Origin of the sequence: Rapidithrix thailandica (genome assembly GCF_039710355.1) — a bacterium.
Taxonomy (GTDB): Bacteria; Bacteroidota; Bacteroidia; order Cytophagales; family Flammeovirgaceae; genus Rapidithrix; species Rapidithrix thailandica.
The window spans coordinates 596,378-613,018 of record NZ_JBDKWZ010000001.1; the positions used below are offsets into that span (position 1 = coordinate 596,378).

10 protein-coding genes are annotated in these 16,641 nt (G+C 41.9%); 6 read left to right on the top strand and 4 right to left on the bottom strand.

Features of this window, described 5'->3' with window-relative positions:
- The first annotated feature begins 163 nt into the window (after positions 1 to 163).
- Both AAG747_RS02175 and AAG747_RS02180 read left to right on the top strand, forming a co-directional pair.
- Positions 164 to 1,219, top strand: coding sequence for an ArnT family glycosyltransferase (locus tag AAG747_RS02175; RefSeq protein WP_346819478.1), 1,056 nt, complete (start codon positions 164 to 166; stop codon positions 1,217 to 1,219).
- Positions 1,220 to 1,573: 354 nt separating this feature from the next.
- Complete coding sequence (locus AAG747_RS02180; RefSeq protein WP_346819479.1) at positions 1,574 to 4,501, top strand: DEAD/DEAH box helicase; 2,928 nt, start codon at positions 1,574 to 1,576, stop codon at positions 4,499 to 4,501.
- 76 nt (positions 4,502 to 4,577) lie between these two features.
- Here AAG747_RS02180 and AAG747_RS02185 read toward each other — a convergent pair whose 3' ends face one another.
- The 3 genes from AAG747_RS02185 to trpS form a co-directional block, all read right to left on the bottom strand.
- Complete coding sequence (locus AAG747_RS02185; protein ID WP_346819480.1) at positions 4,578 to 5,393, bottom strand: hypothetical protein; 816 nt, start codon at positions 5,391 to 5,393, stop codon at positions 4,578 to 4,580.
- A gap of 100 nt (positions 5,394 to 5,493) precedes the next feature.
- Positions 5,494 to 6,618, bottom strand: a complete 1,125-nt coding sequence (gene dnaN / locus AAG747_RS02190; RefSeq protein ID WP_346819481.1) for a DNA polymerase III subunit beta — start codon at positions 6,616 to 6,618, stop codon at positions 5,494 to 5,496.
- Between the two features lie 339 nt (positions 6,619 to 6,957).
- Positions 6,958 to 7,932 (bottom strand): tryptophan--tRNA ligase, encoded by a 975-nt coding sequence (trpS, locus tag AAG747_RS02195; RefSeq protein WP_346819482.1) that lies wholly within the window; start codon positions 7,930 to 7,932, stop codon positions 6,958 to 6,960.
- A gap of 367 nt (positions 7,933 to 8,299) precedes the next feature.
- On the opposite strand from trpS, the gene AAG747_RS02200 reads away from it, so the two are divergent.
- Positions 8,300 to 8,818: a gamma carbonic anhydrase family protein gene (locus AAG747_RS02200; RefSeq protein WP_346819483.1), complete on the top strand. Its 519-nt coding sequence runs from the start codon at positions 8,300 to 8,302 to the stop codon at positions 8,816 to 8,818.
- A 64-nt stretch (positions 8,819 to 8,882) separates the two neighbouring features.
- Positions 8,883 to 11,120 (top strand): DUF4838 domain-containing protein, encoded by a 2,238-nt coding sequence (locus tag AAG747_RS02205; RefSeq protein WP_346819484.1) that lies wholly within the window; start codon positions 8,883 to 8,885, stop codon positions 11,118 to 11,120.
- Positions 11,121 to 11,227: 107 nt separating this feature from the next.
- On the opposite strand, the gene sppA is transcribed toward AAG747_RS02205, so the two are convergent.
- A complete protein-coding gene (gene sppA / locus AAG747_RS02210) occupies positions 11,228 to 12,991 on the bottom strand; it encodes a signal peptide peptidase SppA (protein ID WP_346819485.1) in 1,764 nt (587 codons plus the stop codon).
- A gap of 344 nt (positions 12,992 to 13,335) precedes the next feature.
- Between sppA and AAG747_RS02215 the strand changes: the two genes are divergently transcribed.
- Positions 13,336 to 14,907 (top strand): DUF4384 domain-containing protein, encoded by a 1,572-nt coding sequence (locus tag AAG747_RS02215; RefSeq protein WP_346819486.1) that lies wholly within the window; start codon positions 13,336 to 13,338, stop codon positions 14,905 to 14,907.
- A 367-nt stretch (positions 14,908 to 15,274) separates the two neighbouring features.
- On the top strand, positions 15,275 to 16,603 hold the full coding sequence (locus AAG747_RS02220; protein WP_346819487.1) for a CsgG/HfaB family protein: 1,329 nt from the start codon (positions 15,275 to 15,277) through the stop codon (positions 16,601 to 16,603).
- The last annotated feature ends 38 nt before the right edge of the window (positions 16,604 to 16,641 follow it).

Below are 16,641 nucleotides of genomic sequence, written 5' to 3' on the forward strand. Positions count from 1 at the left end.
CAATCGACAGCTAGGGGCGAACCTGAAAACCATATTTCCCATTCGGAAATGCTTATTTGTTCTCAAAATCAGCCCGGTTGAGCAAGCCTGTCTGAGCCGGTGGCCGCTTGAATTCTATGAAAAATACACCAGGAGTGGAACCCCGGTGCTTATCTTTGTCCGTATGGAAATTTTTCAGCTAAAATATAGGAAACAATGGATTAAAATGAGCCTGGGAGCTTATTTTTTTATTTACCTGTTCGTACATCTGTATACGTTGGATTTGCATTCCATGCCTTGGTTTGACGAAACTTATATGAGCTCCCTGACCAAAGAGTTTTCAGAGACGGGGGAATTCAGGCGGTCCATCGCTGCCGATAATTTGGAGAAACCCACAGAGCCTACCTACGGGCCGGTGTTTTTTGTACTGACTACCCTGAGTACACGTTTATTAGGCTTTGAAATTTTTTCCTATCGATTAGTCGTTTTTTTCTCGGGGTTACTGCTTGTGGCAGTGCTTACTCTTTTTTATAGATTGTTTCATACTTCTCTCTATGCTTCACTTGGGCTGGCCTTTGTCTTGGCACACGATCCTTTTTTTTCTTTGGCTATGCATGAAGGACGTAATGATCTGACGGCCGCTTTTTTCATGCTATGCGCTTTGTATTTTTTTTTCAAAGGCTACAAAAAGGCTGTCATATTGCAAAAGGGCCCGGTTGCGTTTCTCCGACCGGCCATATTTTCAGGAATATGGGTGGCCATAGCATTGCTTACATCGCCAAGAGCCGGGTTTATTTTGCCCTTTATTGCCCTATTCTTTTTGAGTTTAGGAAGGCGGTATTGGACCTGTTTTGCTATCTGGTCGGGCATTATCGGGGCTTTGTATAGTATTTGGGTATTTTATGCCTATGGGGGATATCCTCGATTTTTTCAGCATTTTTTAGCTTTGTCTACCGAGTTTACCAAGCTCAATGAAAACAGGGTATTGTATATACCCAAGCATCAGTGGTTGTTGATTCCCGTTGCCTTGGTGGCTTTGTGCTATCAGTTGATTATCTACCGTTTACAAGCGTTTCGCAATATTGTATTCTCGGTAGGGTTGGCAGGCTTGTGCTTGTTTTATGTGCTGGTCTTTGACCTTGGTCCTTATTCTTCGTACGCCATTCCCTACTACTACCTTTTGATTTTCAGTGCGCTGATCCCCATGGCCCGGTTTATACCTGCCTCCCGTGAAATTTGAATTTTTCCTATAAAAATCAATCATATTTTGAACTTTTCTTTAGAGGCCCCATCCTTTTATTGCTTGCCCAAAGAGGGAATAGATGATTCGGTATAGCCAGTGAAGCTGTCTTTGTTTTTTGTAGGAAAAACATTTCATAAACTCATCTTTGTGGACTATTTTTAAAAGTTTAATACCAGGCAAGATTACGATGCACTTCGGGAAAGAGCAAGAGCGAAGCAATGGGCTTCCATAGCCCTCACTTGTTCAAGGCTTTAATGAAAAAGCAATGCCCTTTTAAGTTCATCAAAACAGAGCATTCGTAATAGAATTTGCCATCTGGAATACTTGTAGAACCGATTACTAAACTCAATAATGGAAGTTTCAACGGACAGGCCATTTCAAATTGTTTACTCCTTATTTGAGCATCAGTTTTTGGGTTATTTGTTTGAGTCCTTTGTTGTGCAACTGGACGACCTGAACAGATTAACCTTGCAACATCAGAATATCTCTTCGCATAATGCTAAGGAATTTGCGAATGGGTTGGATGAGATAGATTATCAATTGATCAAATTGATGGATGCCATGCAACCCGAGAGTATTATCAAGAAGTTTTTCAGCACAAAAAAAGTAATTAAGAAAAACGATTTTTTTCTGAATGTATATCACGAAGAAAAAGGAGATAAAACCCTTCAAGCAGCCATTGCCGAATACATGGAAGAGCAACGGTCGAAGATCTTAAAGCTCTTGCCGGGCAAATACCTGTTTGAAATGGGCAATGACGGAGAACCTACTTACAAACAATTGCATATACAAGAAGGTAAAGCGACCGTGTTGTTCCATTTCATGCGCAATGAGGAGAATACTCATTATTTTCCTACTATTAAATTTGCGGGAAAAAAGCTTGAATTTCAGTACAAAGGCGGAATTGTGATTTGCAACAAGCCTGCCTGGCTGATGGTGGAAAACCATATTTACTCCTTTGCCGAAAATGTGGATGGCAGTAAGTTGAAACCGTTCTTGAACAAGCGGTTTATCGTCATTCCTAAAAAGCTGGAAGAAACGTATTATAAAAAATTCATTGTCAATGTTGTACAATCTTACGATGTGCATGCCAAGGGCTTTGAAATCCTCAATGTAGATTGTCAGCCGAGTACGGTACTTTCCCTGACGGAAGTGGGCAAACAACAAAGCTTGCCTTTGAATGGAAATGGCAACGGACAGAAAGAGGCGGACGGTGAAAAAATCATCCTGAGCTTACAGTTTGCCTATAAAGATTTTATGTTGAATGGGCAGGGGAATGAAAAAAACAGTGTGAAACTGATCCGGGAAGGCAATGATTATATATTTTATAAAATCAAACGGAACCAAAAGTACGAAAGCGAAAAGCGGGCTTTGTTCAAAACCTTTGGCTTGAATTTACAGAAGGGCAAGATTTTTATCGAAAAGTCCAAAGCTTTTGAAATCATTACCCAGAATGCGGAGCTGTTGAAAGAACAACAAATAGAAATTCAACAGAATTCTACAGACAAAGTCTATTTTATCGGTAACTCGGAAATCAATCTGGAGATCAAAGAAAATAAGGACTGGTTTGATGTGCATGCTATTGTACGGTTCGGAGAGTTTGAAATTCCGTTTGTGAAGTTGCGAAAGTTGATCCTCTCCGGCAAAAAAGAATTCATGTTGCCTAACGGAGAAGTGGCTGTCATTCCTGAGTCTTGGTTTAGTAAATATGCGGACCTCTTCCATTTTATAGAAGATGCCAAAGACTCATCCCGTCTGAAGAAATATCACCTCTCTTTGGTGGAGGAGTTGAAAACCGGGAACCTGGCCAAGGTAACCATAGACCGCAAACTGGAACAACTCAAAATCTTCGAGCAAATTAATGAATATTCCATGCCCAATGGCTTTCAAGGGCAGTTGCGTCCTTATCAGAAAGCGGGGTATAATTGGTTGTGTTTTCTGAATGATTATAACTTTGGCGGTTGTCTTGCCGATGATATGGGTTTGGGGAAGACCGTACAAACCTTGGCTTTGTTGCAAAAAGAAAAAGCCAAGGAAAGTGTCAAACAAGCTTCATTGTTGATCATGCCTACTTCCCTGTTGTACAATTGGGAAATGGAAGCAAAAAAATTCACCCCGGAATTGAAGGTGTTCAGTTACATTGGTACCAATCGGGAAAAGAACGTAGAAAATTTTGATAATTACGACTTGGTTCTGACTTCATATGGTATTACCCGGATTGATGTGGAGTTGTTGGAACAGTATTACTTTAATTATGTAATCCTTGATGAATCGCAGGTGATCAAAAATCCGGAGTCCAATATTGCTCGTTCGGTACTCAAGTTAAAATCGAAAAAGCGTTTGATCTTGACGGGTACGCCCATCGAAAATACCACTATGGACCTCTGGTCGCAAATGCATTTTGTCAACCCGGGGCTGCTTGGTACACAAGGCTTTTTCAAGCGACACTATCAGCAGCCCATCGAACGGCTCAAAAACGAGGAGCGGACCAAAAAGCTGCATACCATTATTAAGCCGTTTATTCTTCGCAGGCATAAATCCCAAGTAGCAACCGAGCTGCCGGAGAAAATTGAGAAAGTACAGTTTTGCAATATGTCGGAAAAGCAAGAAAAGCTGTACGAAGAGACCAAGTCATACTATCGGAATAAGATTTTGCAACAAATCGAAGATAAGGGGGTTTCCGGCTCTCAGTTTATGCTTTTGCAAGGGCTTACCTTGCTGCGGCAACTGGCCAATCATCCTAAAATGGTGAACCAGGATTATGAGGCCGATTCCGGTAAGTTGAACGATATTCTACATGCATTGGATAATGCCATTGGAAAGGATCATAAGATTTTGATATTCAGTCAGTTTGTAAAGCATTTGCAAATTATCCGGGAGCATTTGGAAGAAGAAAACGTGCCGTATTGCTATTTGGATGGTTCTACCAAAAACCGGAAAGAGCAGGTAGATCAATTCCAGAACAATCCGGATATGCCGGTATTTTTGATTTCATTGAAAGCCGGGGGATTGGGATTAAACCTTACCGCTGCGGACTATGTATTTATTTTGGACCCTTGGTGGAATCCGGCCATCGAAAACCAGGCGGTAGACCGGGCGCACCGTATCGGTCAGAAAAAGACCGTGTTTACCTATAAGTTTATTACAAAAAATTCTGTGGAGGAGAAGATTTTGGCTTTGCAAGAAAGTAAAATGAAGCTGGCGAATGATTTGATTACTACGGAAGAAAGCTTTGTGAAAAACTTAACCAAAGATGATATAGAAAGCCTGCTTGCTTAATGTAGCCGGTGAAAAGAATCACAAAGAGGTATGGAAGGGATGGTTGTTAATCAATAATCGCTTGTATATCTCTTTTTTATCGCTTTCTTTTTCTGAGTTTCCAACGGGGTTGTATCCCTTGGAGTTGGAAGTTGACTTTTAAGGAATAGAGATAGTATTGGTCATTGAAATTATTAGTTTTTTGTTCTCCTGATACTCCATCAATATAATCACTGGAAGTAAAGCGCATACTGGCTTCTCCGTGGATCGATACCGATTCGGTAAAATGATAAGACAAACCCAAGCCCACCGGAAGTATTGCGGCAGTGGTTGAATAAGTCGCGGAGCCATGTGTTTGACCTTGCGAGCCGTTACTACTTTTATCAACACTTTTCGGAGAGAATTTGCTGACGCCTATTCCGGCAAACAGATAGGGGTTGATACGGATTTTACCATGATCGATATTTTGTTTGGGAAAGAGGTCTTGTACCACACCCACATAGGCGTCTATTCCCCGGGTCGTTACACTTTTGGCTAATTGGGGATAAGGGCTATCTGTGTACAATTGGAAGGCGCTGAGTTCCATCCGAAAGCTAAGATGCTGTGTCCAGCGGTATTGGACCGCCAAGCTGGCATGTGGGTTGAAAAAGTACCTTTGTAAACGGAGGCTTTTAAACGTGCTCAAATCACCGTTGTAGGCAGACAGGCCAGCACCCATCATAATAGAGAAGTTACTAAGCCAAGGATGTTGATATCGAATTATTTTGGGACTGTATTTTTTGTACATCCGGGGCTTGTATTTTTGGGGTTTGATCCGGAATTTGATTTTGGGGTTGTCTTTTTTCCCGTCATGAGTAGGAAAGGCCATGCAGGAAGTGCTAAACAGTAGTAAAATGAGTAACAGATGTTTCATAAGAAAAGCCAGTTAGTAGTAAAAGAAGTTTAATCTTTCAACTACCATACTGGCTTTTCAATTTCTACTATTAATATCTGTTTGGTTAATGCCTGTTAAACTATGCGTAATTGTGTAGCATAATTGGCATGACCAGCATCAGTACATCTTCATCATCTTCTGTTTCGGTAGGTACGACTAAGCCCGCACGTCCCGGTTCTGACAATTTGAAAATAATCTTTTCCGAATGCAGGTTATTGAGAATCTCAATTAAAAATTTCGCATTAAAACCGATTTCCAAGTCATCGCCCTCGTGTTCACAGAATAAGCGTTCGGAGGCCTCATTGGAGAAATCCAGGTCTTCGGCTGACACCTTCAATTCGCTGCCCATAATTTTAAAGCGCACTTGGTTGGTGGACTTATTCGCGTAAATGCTGATGCGTTTCAAACAGCTCAGCAGTTCTGCTCTGTCAATCGTCACCAAGTTATTATTATCAACCGGGATTACATTTTCATAATCCGGGAAGCGCTCATCGATCAGGCGGCAGATCAATTTGATATTGCTAAAGGTAAAGATGGCATTGGCCGAATTGAATTCCAATGATACAATTTCCCGCTCACTTGGCAAAGAATTTTTCAACAGCGAAAGCGCCTTTTTGTGAATGATCAAAGAGGCATCGTATTCCGATTTCAAATCCTCTCTGCGATAGCGGATCAGTCGGTGGCTATCAGAAGAAACAAAGTTTGCGTGGTCACCGGTCACATTGATAAACACCCCGTTCATGGCGGGTTTCATATCGTCATTGCTGGTGGCAAACAGGGTATAGCCAATAGCTGTGGCCAATACGTCAGAGGGAATTTCAATGGTATCCACCCGGCTGAGTTCCGGTATTTTAGGAAAGTCAGCGGCATTTTCCCCGGCCAGTTTATACCGTCCGTTGTCAGAGCTGATTTCGATGCTGTACGTATCAAAATCGATGGTAAACGTGACAGGTTGTTCCGGCAGGTTTTTTAAAGTATCGATCAACATGCGGGCAGGAATGGCAATACTTCCATTCTCTTCGGCTTCCACAGTGACTTTCGTAATGATGGAAGTTTGTAAATCAGAAGCTGTAATGCTCAGAACCCCTCCATTGATCTCAAAAAGAAAGTTCTCCAAGATCGGTACCACAGGATTCGAAGGAATCACTCCGCTGATGGCTGTGAGTTGCTTGAGCAATGTAGAGGTAGATACTAAGAACTTCATAAATTTATTACTGCGTTTGGCTTTTAGTTAATGATAAGTGAAGAAAGTATTTAAGCATCGAATAAAACCGGATGTTAAATGACGTTCTTTAGTGATCGTGATCGAATTTTAAGACTTTTATGTCAATTGTGTAAAAATAAAATTTTTTGGCAAAAATGCACCATTTCCATGGGAAAATGGCCCGCTTTCGCTCCTTAAAAAGTCGATTGCAAAAATGCGCAATCGCAGAGTCAAAAAATCCGTTTTTCCCCGGTACGTTTTTGACTGGGGAAATAATGGAAAAAAGCCGGGAATTATCTACCCGGCTCAGTGATTTTGTATACGTTTTAAGGTTCGTCCTTATGATTGATAACCTAACTGTTCCCTGACTTTTTCCAATACTCCCTGGGCTACGGCTCGGGCTTTTCCTTCGCCTGCTTGCAAGATTTCTTCCAGAACATCCAGGTTGTCCATATAGTAATTGAACTGTTCCCTTTCTTTTTCGAATTTGGTCAGAATCAGTTCCAAAAGTGCATTTTTGGCATGGCCATAACCATAGTTGCCTCCTTGGTAGTTGGCCCTCATTTCGGCAATTTGCTCCTCCGTGGCCAAGAGTGTATAGAGCTTGTACACATTACAAATGTCCGGGTTTTTAGGTTCTTCCAGAGGTGTACTGTCCGTAACAATACTCATCACTTGTTTTTTCAATTGCTTTTTAGGCAGGAAAATATCCACGATATTGTTATACGACTTGCTCATCTTTTCTCCGTCCGTACCCGGCACCGTCATCACGCTTTCGTTGATGCTTGCCTCCGGAACTACGAATATCTCTTCGTATTGGCGGTTGAATGTATTGGCAATATCCCGGGTGATCTCCAAGTGTTGTCTTTGGTCTTTTCCCACGGGTACAAATTCGGCATCGTACAAGAGAATGTCCGCAGCCATTAATACCGGATAGGTAAACAAACCGGCATTGACATCCGACAATCGATCGGATTTGTCTTTAAAGGAGTGGGCATTCGCCAGCATCGGGTAAGGTGTATAGCAGTTCAAGTACCAAGTCAACTCACAGACTTCAGGGATGCGTGACTGGCGATAGAACACATTTTTGCCGGGATCAAACCCAAAAGCCAGCCAGGAAGCCGCAATCGAATAGATATTGTGTACACGGGTTTCCGCATCTTTGATGGTAGTGAGCGAGTGTAAATCGGCAATAAAGAAGAAAGATTCGTTTTGGGCATCTTTCGACATTTCAATAGCCGGAATAATCGCCCCCAGCAAATTCCCCAAATGGGGCCTTCCTGTACTTTGAATTCCTGTGAGTACTCGAGCCATTTTGTAATAGGGTTAAAGTAATTTATAATTTTTCGGATGAGGGTATGAATACGCATGCTCGCAAAGCTCATCCAAAGCAATATTTAAAGCAGCAAAAGTAAATAAATTCTGACGATAAATGTACTTTTATATGTCGAAATGGAAATCTCTTGCCCCTTATCGGGGAGCCCTGGTGTAAGAAGGAGTAGAAACGGAGCACTTTGTCTTCTGACAGGCATCTTTCCTTTCATAAAGGCTAAAATTTTGTAATTCGGATTCGGCTGAATGAATTTATTCATAATTCCATAATCATCCTTAAATTTACCTTCCACCCTTTGCCGGGTGCCTATTATCTCTCAACCCTTCAATCTTTAAAATAAAAATAGCCATGGCTTTAATCAAAACTGTCAGAGGTTTTACTCCCACCTGGGGAGATAATTGTTTTTTTGCGGAAAATGCTACTTTGGTCGGAGATGTAAAAATGGGAAAGGACTGTAGTGTATGGTTCAATGCCGTTGTGCGAGGAGATGTCAATTCTATCACCATCGGTGATAAAGTAAATATCCAGGATGGAGCCGTGATTCACTGTACTTACCAGACGGCTCCTACTGTGATCGAAAATAATGTTTCTATAGGGCACAATGCTTTGGTACACGGTTGCACCATTCATGATAATGTACTGGTGGGAATGGGTGCCATTGTGATGGATCATGCCGTGGTAGAACCCGAAGTCTTTATTGCTGCCGGGGCTATTGTCTTGGAAAATAGTGTGTTGGAATCAGGGTATTTGTATGCAGGAGTACCGGCTAAAAAAATTAAGCCTTTGGACGATCGCTTACACAGGGTATTTGAGCGTACAGCCAATAATTATGTGATGTATGCTAAATGGTTTGAAGAGAAGCCGTAATTAAAATCCGGACGGACATCAATCATTAAATAAATTCCCCCTCAATAAATTTCTTACAAAATCTATGAAACTCTTACAATTTTTGTGTCTGGGCTTGTTGAGCATGTTCATTGCCTGTCAGCAAAACACAGACCTGACCCTAGCGCGAAATAAGGCCTCGGACTACCGGATCAGCCATGAGGCTAATGCCGATGAAAAAGTAGCCAAAGCGGCCCAAGAATTACAAAATTACTTACGACAAATCACAGAAGTAGAAATGCCTGTCGAAGTAGAAAATACACAGGATTCCACTCGTAAACTTATCTCCATAGGGCTTTTGCCCGAACCGGCTTCGGAGGCGGAGATCCGTATCAAAACGGAGGGCGACCGGGTGTGGATTCAAGGAGGCAGCCCGCAAAGTACCCTGTATGCCGTGTATACTTTTTTGGAGGAATATACGGGTTGTAGGTTTTATACACCCGAAGCAGAACTCGTGCCCAACCAGCCTGTTCTTACCCTGAAAAAAGGCTTGGATTACCGCTATATTCCGGAGATTACTACCCGTACGGTGCATTCCCGGCTTTATTATCAAGACCATTCGTTTGCCGATAAACGGAAAGTTACCTATGAGGCTTTTCCCTTTTATGTGCCTGGAGCCGGAGTACATACATTTCATCGCTTTATGCCCTCAGCGGTGTTTTACAAAGACCACCCCGAATACTATGCTTTACGGAATGGCAAAAGAATCCCTACCCAACTTTGCTTGAGTAATGAAGATGTGTTTCAGATTGTAAAAGATTCGGTGGCAGCTTATTTGGGTCGTCATCCGGATGCTCAGGTGATTTCCGTAAGCCAGGATGACAATCAACAGTATTGTCAATGCGAACACTGCCAGGCGGTAGACTTACGGGAAGGTTCACCCTCAGGATCGATGATAGAGTTTGTGAACAAGATTGCCGCATCCTTTCCCAATAAGATGATTTCTACTCTGGCTTATCAGTATACCCGTAAAGCTCCTCGACAACTTAAGCCCAGAGAAAATGTGTTGATTACCCTCTGTTCCATTGAGTGCGACCGCAGCGGCCCGATTTCGGAGAAATGTCAGGATTTTACCGAAGATCTGATCGCTTGGGGAAAAATTACCGATAAGGTACGGATTTGGGATTATACCACACAATTTACCAACTTTCTGGCTCCCTTTCCCAATCTTCATACACTTCAACCCAATGTGCAATTATTCCGAGATAATCAGGCGAAATGGGTTTTTGAACAACATAGCCATCACCCCAGCGAATTGTTTGAGCTCCGCTCTTACCTGACAGCCAAGTTGCTTTGGAATCCCGATCTCGACCAAGAAGCGCTTGTGAATGATTTTCTGAATGGCTATTATGAAGAAGCAGGGCCTTATGTAAAAAAATATATCGACCAAGTACATACAAGCTTAAAAGAGCATCCCGACTTTTTTCTGTTTTTGTACGGAGATCCGTCTCAGGCGTTTGATGCCTACCTGAATGCGGATTTGCTTTTGCAATACGATCAATGGTTTGATACGGCTGAAGAGGCAGTGATAAACCAACCGGAGGTATTACAACGAGTAAAAGCAGCACGCTTGAGCGTGGATTATGCCATTCTGGAAGCTTCCCGAAAGAACCTATCAAAATCATTTTCCCTGACTGAGCAAAATGAAAATGGGGAGTGGAGTGAACCTCTGCGTTTGCGAGAGCGCTTGGAGCGTTTCCGAAAGACTTGTCAGGAGCAGGACATCGTATTAATGAATGAAATGGGGTATACTGTTCAGGAATATCTGGAATTTTATGACCGTACCCTGAAAAGAGCACAACAGCCGAATTTGCTCCGTGGAAAGCCCGTAAAATTGCTGCAAAAGCCTAAAAAATATGCCAATGAAGATCCACAAACCTTGACGGACGGAGCTTTGGGCGGTGCGAACTTTTATGCCAATTGGCTGGGCTTTGAAGGGAATGACCTGGAAGCGGTCATTGATTTGGGTGAAGAAACAGAAGTGCGTGAGGTATCCTCCGCATTTTTGCAAGTGGTCAATCATATTGTCTTTTTGCCTCAGCGTGTTACCTATTCCTATTCCTTGGATGGAAATCATTACCAGTCCTTAGGCACGGTTTCTAACCCGGAGCCACTGAGTGCGAAAAGTAAAATTAATGATATTCAATATTTTACCCTTGAGGTTTCTCCTGTAAAGGTGCGGTATCTTAAAGTGGTTGCGGATAATATGGATACGGCTCCCCATTGGCATCATGGAGCAGGAATGCCATCCTGGATATTTGTGGACGAAGTAATGGCCCGATAAAAAAAGAGCCTTCCAAGTGATGAAGACCCGGAAGGCTCTTTTTTTACTTAAATTGTGGGTTGAGGGACCAATAGTCTTTTCGCATTCACAATATACACAACTTTGGATTACTTAATATCAATGTCAAAAGGAAGCCGTGCTTGTACACCTTGCTTGTATTTCAGGCCGTCAATGGTTTGATACACTGGATAAAACTCGCCCAACTCTTGTTTTAAAAAATACTGTCGTAGTTGTGTAGCCGAATCATCTAACAGGGATTCCAGGAAGCTCTTTTTTCTAGGGTAATACGTCACCTGGTAATCCTCTTTGACACCAGCCTTTTGAGCGGCAATTGCAACGGCCTCTTCCAGCCCCCCCAATACATCGACCAAGCCATTGGTTTTTGCTTGCTCACCGGTCCATACCCGTCCGGCAGCTAGCTTTTTGAGACTGTCCAGGCTCATATGTCTTCCTTGGGCGGCTTTGGAAGTGAAGTCTTCATATCCTTCGTCCACGATGGATTGGATAATGTCTTTTTCCAGTTGGCTGAATTCTTTGTTGGGGTTTCCGATGTCGGAGAGAAGACCAGTGTTGACCCCGTCAAAGGTGATTCCGATTTTATTTTCGAAAAACTTATTTGTCTGAAACAGCATGGCAAAAATCCCAATAGAGCCGGTAATCGTGTTGGGATGGGCCACAATGGTATCACAGGCCATGGCCATATAATAGCCTCCTGAAGCAGCCACATTAGACATCGAAGCTATCACAGGTTTTTCCTTTTTTAGCAACTCTACTTCCCGCCACATTACATCTGAAGCCAAGGCACTCCCTCCGGGGGAATTAATCCGCAATACAACAGCCTTGATTTTATCATCATTCCGCAATTTCCGCAAAATGCCGGCAAGCTTCTCTCCTCCGATCTTTCCAAAAGAACCGTTTCCTCCTACGATTTCGCCTTCACCGGTGACGACAGCCACTTTGTTATCTGAAAAATGAGGGGTAATGACCCGCTGGGCCTGGCTATACTTATTATAGGAAATGAAATTGATCTTGTCGTCTTCCTCCAGGGCCAGTTTGTCTTTTAAGGCTTGTTCAAACTGATCGTAATACAAGGTGTCTTGTAATAATTGGAAGCGAAGGGCATCGCCTGCATTTCTCACCAACATGCTGTCGGAAATGCTACGTAAACGATCTGAGGGTAACTGTGTGGCCTCAGTGATTTTATCCAAATAATGCCGGTACATGGATTCCAGGTAGCTTTGCGTCTGTTTGCGGCTTGCTTCGCTCATTTCTTGTTGGATAAAAGGCTCTACGGCACTTTTGTATTCGCCTACCCGGAAGATTTGCGGTTCAATCCCCAGGTTTTCAAAGAGCTTTTTAAAGAAGACTTGTTGAGAAGTAAAACCATTAAATTCCAAGAGTCCGCGCGGGTGCAAAAAGGTTTGATCAGACACAGAAGCCAGGTAATAAGCATCTTCTGACATAAACTTGCTATAGGTGTAAATAAACTTTCCGGATTCTTTGAAGTCCAACAAGGCGTTCCGGATTTCTTCCAGAATGGCATAACCTGTATTAGTATAGTTTAAATCCAGATAAATTCCCTTGATACGATCGTCCTCTTTGGCATTGGCAAGAAGTTCTTTTACTTCTTTCAATTCCATAGGGTTTTCCCTGTTGATCGGAAGACCTAACTCTTGAAAGGGATCTTTTTGCGTAAGTTCTTTTACGGAATGATTAAAATTGATTTTTAAAACGGAGTTGGCCTTTACCTTTACCTCATCTTTGGAGCTTTCGGCTACCATGACCAGACCCAATAGGGCAAAAAACAGCACGACAAAGGTGATCATGAGGCCCACGATACTTGCGAATACATATTTAAAGAATTGCGCCATAAATGTGTTTGGTTCTATGAGTTCCTTACTGTGTATAAATAGTAGAAACGTTGTTTATTTAAGTTGATATTAGAATTCCCTAGGGCAAATATATTACGTTTCCGTTCAGGATGGGGGTGTGGTGTAGGATTCTCTCATTATTTTGCTTGTTTTCAACAGTTCTTTCTGTGTTCCGCTTACTTTCCAGGACAGGCATTAGTGTATTGATCCGTAGATAGTAAAATTTAATACTCCTTTGCAATTAACAAAACAGAAAGGGATATTCGGTAGAATACGATACTTAAAAGGCAAAAATTGTCAGGTAACTTAATTGAGTAATTTTCGTTTGGATAAGTATTTTAAAATTGAAGCAGAACCTAATCCCCTTAAAAACCATGCATGTGCCCAAGCTACTGTCAACATTTGTACTAGTACTGACATCGCTTAGTTTGTTTGCCCAAGAGCCTTTCTGGACCGATTATGCTCGTAGAAAAGCAAAACTGCCCGAAAGCCGTTATTTGGTAGGCTTCAGTTCCCAAGCTCAGGTATCGGCAGCCCGCAAAGAGGATGCTATGGAGGCTTTGTTGGAAATGGCTAAAAAGCAGCTGGTTGAATCTGTTCAAGTGACCGTCAAAAGTATTTCTACCATGAATATTGAAAACCTGGATTCCAAAACCTTGGAGTATTTTAAACAAAGCAGTGTTTCTTATTCGAACTTAAATATTTCGGGACTGAAGACGGAAACCTATTACGATGCCAAAAAACAAGAAGCCTTTGCCATTGCTTATGCAAGACGTTCTGAGGTAACGGAAAACTACCGGCAGACGCTTCTCAAAAATCTACACACCTTGGAAAGCTCTTTGAAAGAAATAGGCCGCTATTTTACCGAAGAAAATCAGGAAATGGCCATTAAAACCTGTTTTGGCTCCCAAACTCTTTTCAGGGAAATCGAAGAAGCACAAACCATCATTATTGCCATGGGGCAAACTTCTCAGGAAGAGATCAAAGCGTCTATTGAAAAATATCATCTGTATCAAACACAGGTAAACCAATATTTGACTCAATTGACTTCTTATGAAAAACTGACACTCAATGAGGTAGCCTTTTATATCTCTGCGGGGTTTAAAGCGCAAATCGGCCGTCCGGTAGCCAGCACACAATTGTACAATTTTACGTATGAGAATACCCAAGTGGGCAGTGAGTTTTCCCAGCGCTTATCTCTGGCCCTTGAGCAGAAGTTGATTCAGGAAGGGGAATTTGAAATCGTGAAACCCACAGAATATTCGGAAAACTTTAAGCCCTTGCACTTGATTACGGGTACCTATTGGAAAGAAGCCAACCGCCTGAAAATTGTCGCGATATTGCGCAATGCCCGAAACGGCAAAGCCATTGCGAGTATGGAGGGATACTTGCCGCTTCAATGGCTTACACAAAATCAAGTGGATTATGTACCGGAAAATTTTCAACAAGCTCAGCAGGAGGAAAAAACGTTTGTGGAGGAAGCTACTAAGCATCAGGATTTTTATATAGACATGTGGACGAACAAAGGCAAGGATGGGTTGGTGTTTTCCGAAGGGGAATTGTTGAAAATATCCGTCAACACCAATGAGAGTTGCTACTTGCGGGTCATTTATCATCTGGCGGACGGTTCAAGGGTTTTGTTATTGGACAACTACTATATAGCAGATGCCCATACCAATACCACATATACCTTGCCTCATGAGTTTGAGTGTGCAGCTCCTTTTGGAGTGGAAACCTTACAAGTGAACGCGCAAACACGCAAATTTAAACCCTTGGAGGTAGAAGAAGAATACGGGTATGTGTTTATTCAGAATGATTTGGAATCACTGTTGGAAAACACCCGTGGTTTTGTAAAAGTAAAGAAAGTAAAAACTGCCGAAAAACGTTTGACGATTACCACTGTAGGACATAACTGAAAAGTGCAAAGCCGGTTTCGGAGCAAAATAGAAGTAGGTAAAATATACTCTGTAAAAGTTGTTGGGCCGCTTTAAATTAATTTATAAGTTTGCTCTGCCATTGCCTTGAAAAAGCGCTTTAACTTGATGGCAACCGCACTGTTCTAAATATGGGAAATAAACCGTTTTTTTACTTACTCCAGCTCCTGTGTACAATCAAAATCTTCTATTGAAGGTTCTACTAAATATGGGGTATTCTTGATGAAACAGGCAGTTTTAAGAAGGAAACTTAAGTGAGGCCTGAGGCATGAATCCGTATTTTTATTCGTAGTAATTAAAGAATTTCATTTTTTCAAAATATAAACTTAAAAGCAAACCCTTTGGTATTATGAAAGGTGTACAATACAACCTGTTATTTCAAACAGTATTTTTACTATTTTTACTCAATTCCTCTACATCATGTGCCCAGTCAGCAAGAAAGCTGCGGGTTGACGGAGAAAAGTATTTTGAAAGCCGACAGTTCGACCATGCCGTCACCAGTGCAATTAATTCATTGTACAAGAAGCCGGATAAAAATAAAAAAGCGCAAGAGTTACTACAGCTATCTTTTCCCCGGTTTGTTACGGATTATAAAGACCAGATTGCCCGGCTAAAGGCCTCTTCCAAAGATTTTCAGGATGACAAGACGGTTGATATGCGGAAGGAAATTGTGGTGAGATACGAGAAGTTGATCAATGTAGCAAAAGATATCCAAAATTTACCGCCGGAGGCATTTATAGTAAAGAGAAGCAAACCTATTAGTTTTGAGTATGAAGATTTTTACGAAAAGTTAGCTGAGGCAAAAAGTAAACTTAACAGTGGTATTGAAGATGCCGCTGAGTATCATTACCAAGAAGCTTTGCGCTTGATGGAGTTGGGTGGTTTGGAAAATAGTAAAACGGCTGCCAAAACCTTTAAAAAAGCAATGAGCTATGTACCTGACTACAAAGATTCAGCTGATAAGTATGAAACTGCCCGAAAAGCCGGAACGTTACGTTTGGCAATCATTCCTTTTGATAACAAAAGCGGTACAAGCCGGTATGGAGCCGTAGGAGAAATGATTACGGATAAAACCATTTCCACATTGTTCAAAGACAAGTCGGCTATGGAGTTTTTGGAAATCATTGACCGTGAACAATTAGAATTGGTGCTTCAAGAACAGAAGTTGGGTGTTTCGGGGATCTTGGATGACAATACATTGGTAGAGTTAGGTAAAGTATTGGGAGTGCATCAGATCATGACCGGTAGGATTACACAAATCATTTCGGACAGGGAAAAAGTCAACAAAAAGAATTATCCGGAAGAAAAGACCATTAAGGTAAAGGTAGGTACCAAAAAGAACGATAAAGGAAAAGAAGAAGCCGTGTATGCCGATCGCAAAGTGAAAGCTACGGTGACAATGTATAAAAAGGAAGCCGGTGCCCGGATGGAAGGGGCTTATAAAGTAATTGATGTGCAAACGGCCAAATTGGTAAAGAGTGACTCTTTTTCAGAACGCTACGATTTCGAATGTACTTGGGGGTCATTCTACGGGGATGCCAGAGCTTTGAGTTATAATTCGAACCGCTTGGTAAAACAGCAAGAACAAAACCCTTTGTCTGATGGAGAGCGGGTGAATGAGATGGGTAAAAAATTGGCTGTGAATTTGGCGAAAACGATAAAACAATACGTTCAGTAATCACCGGTTTGCCGGTGTGTGAAAAAGGGACTTCCTGA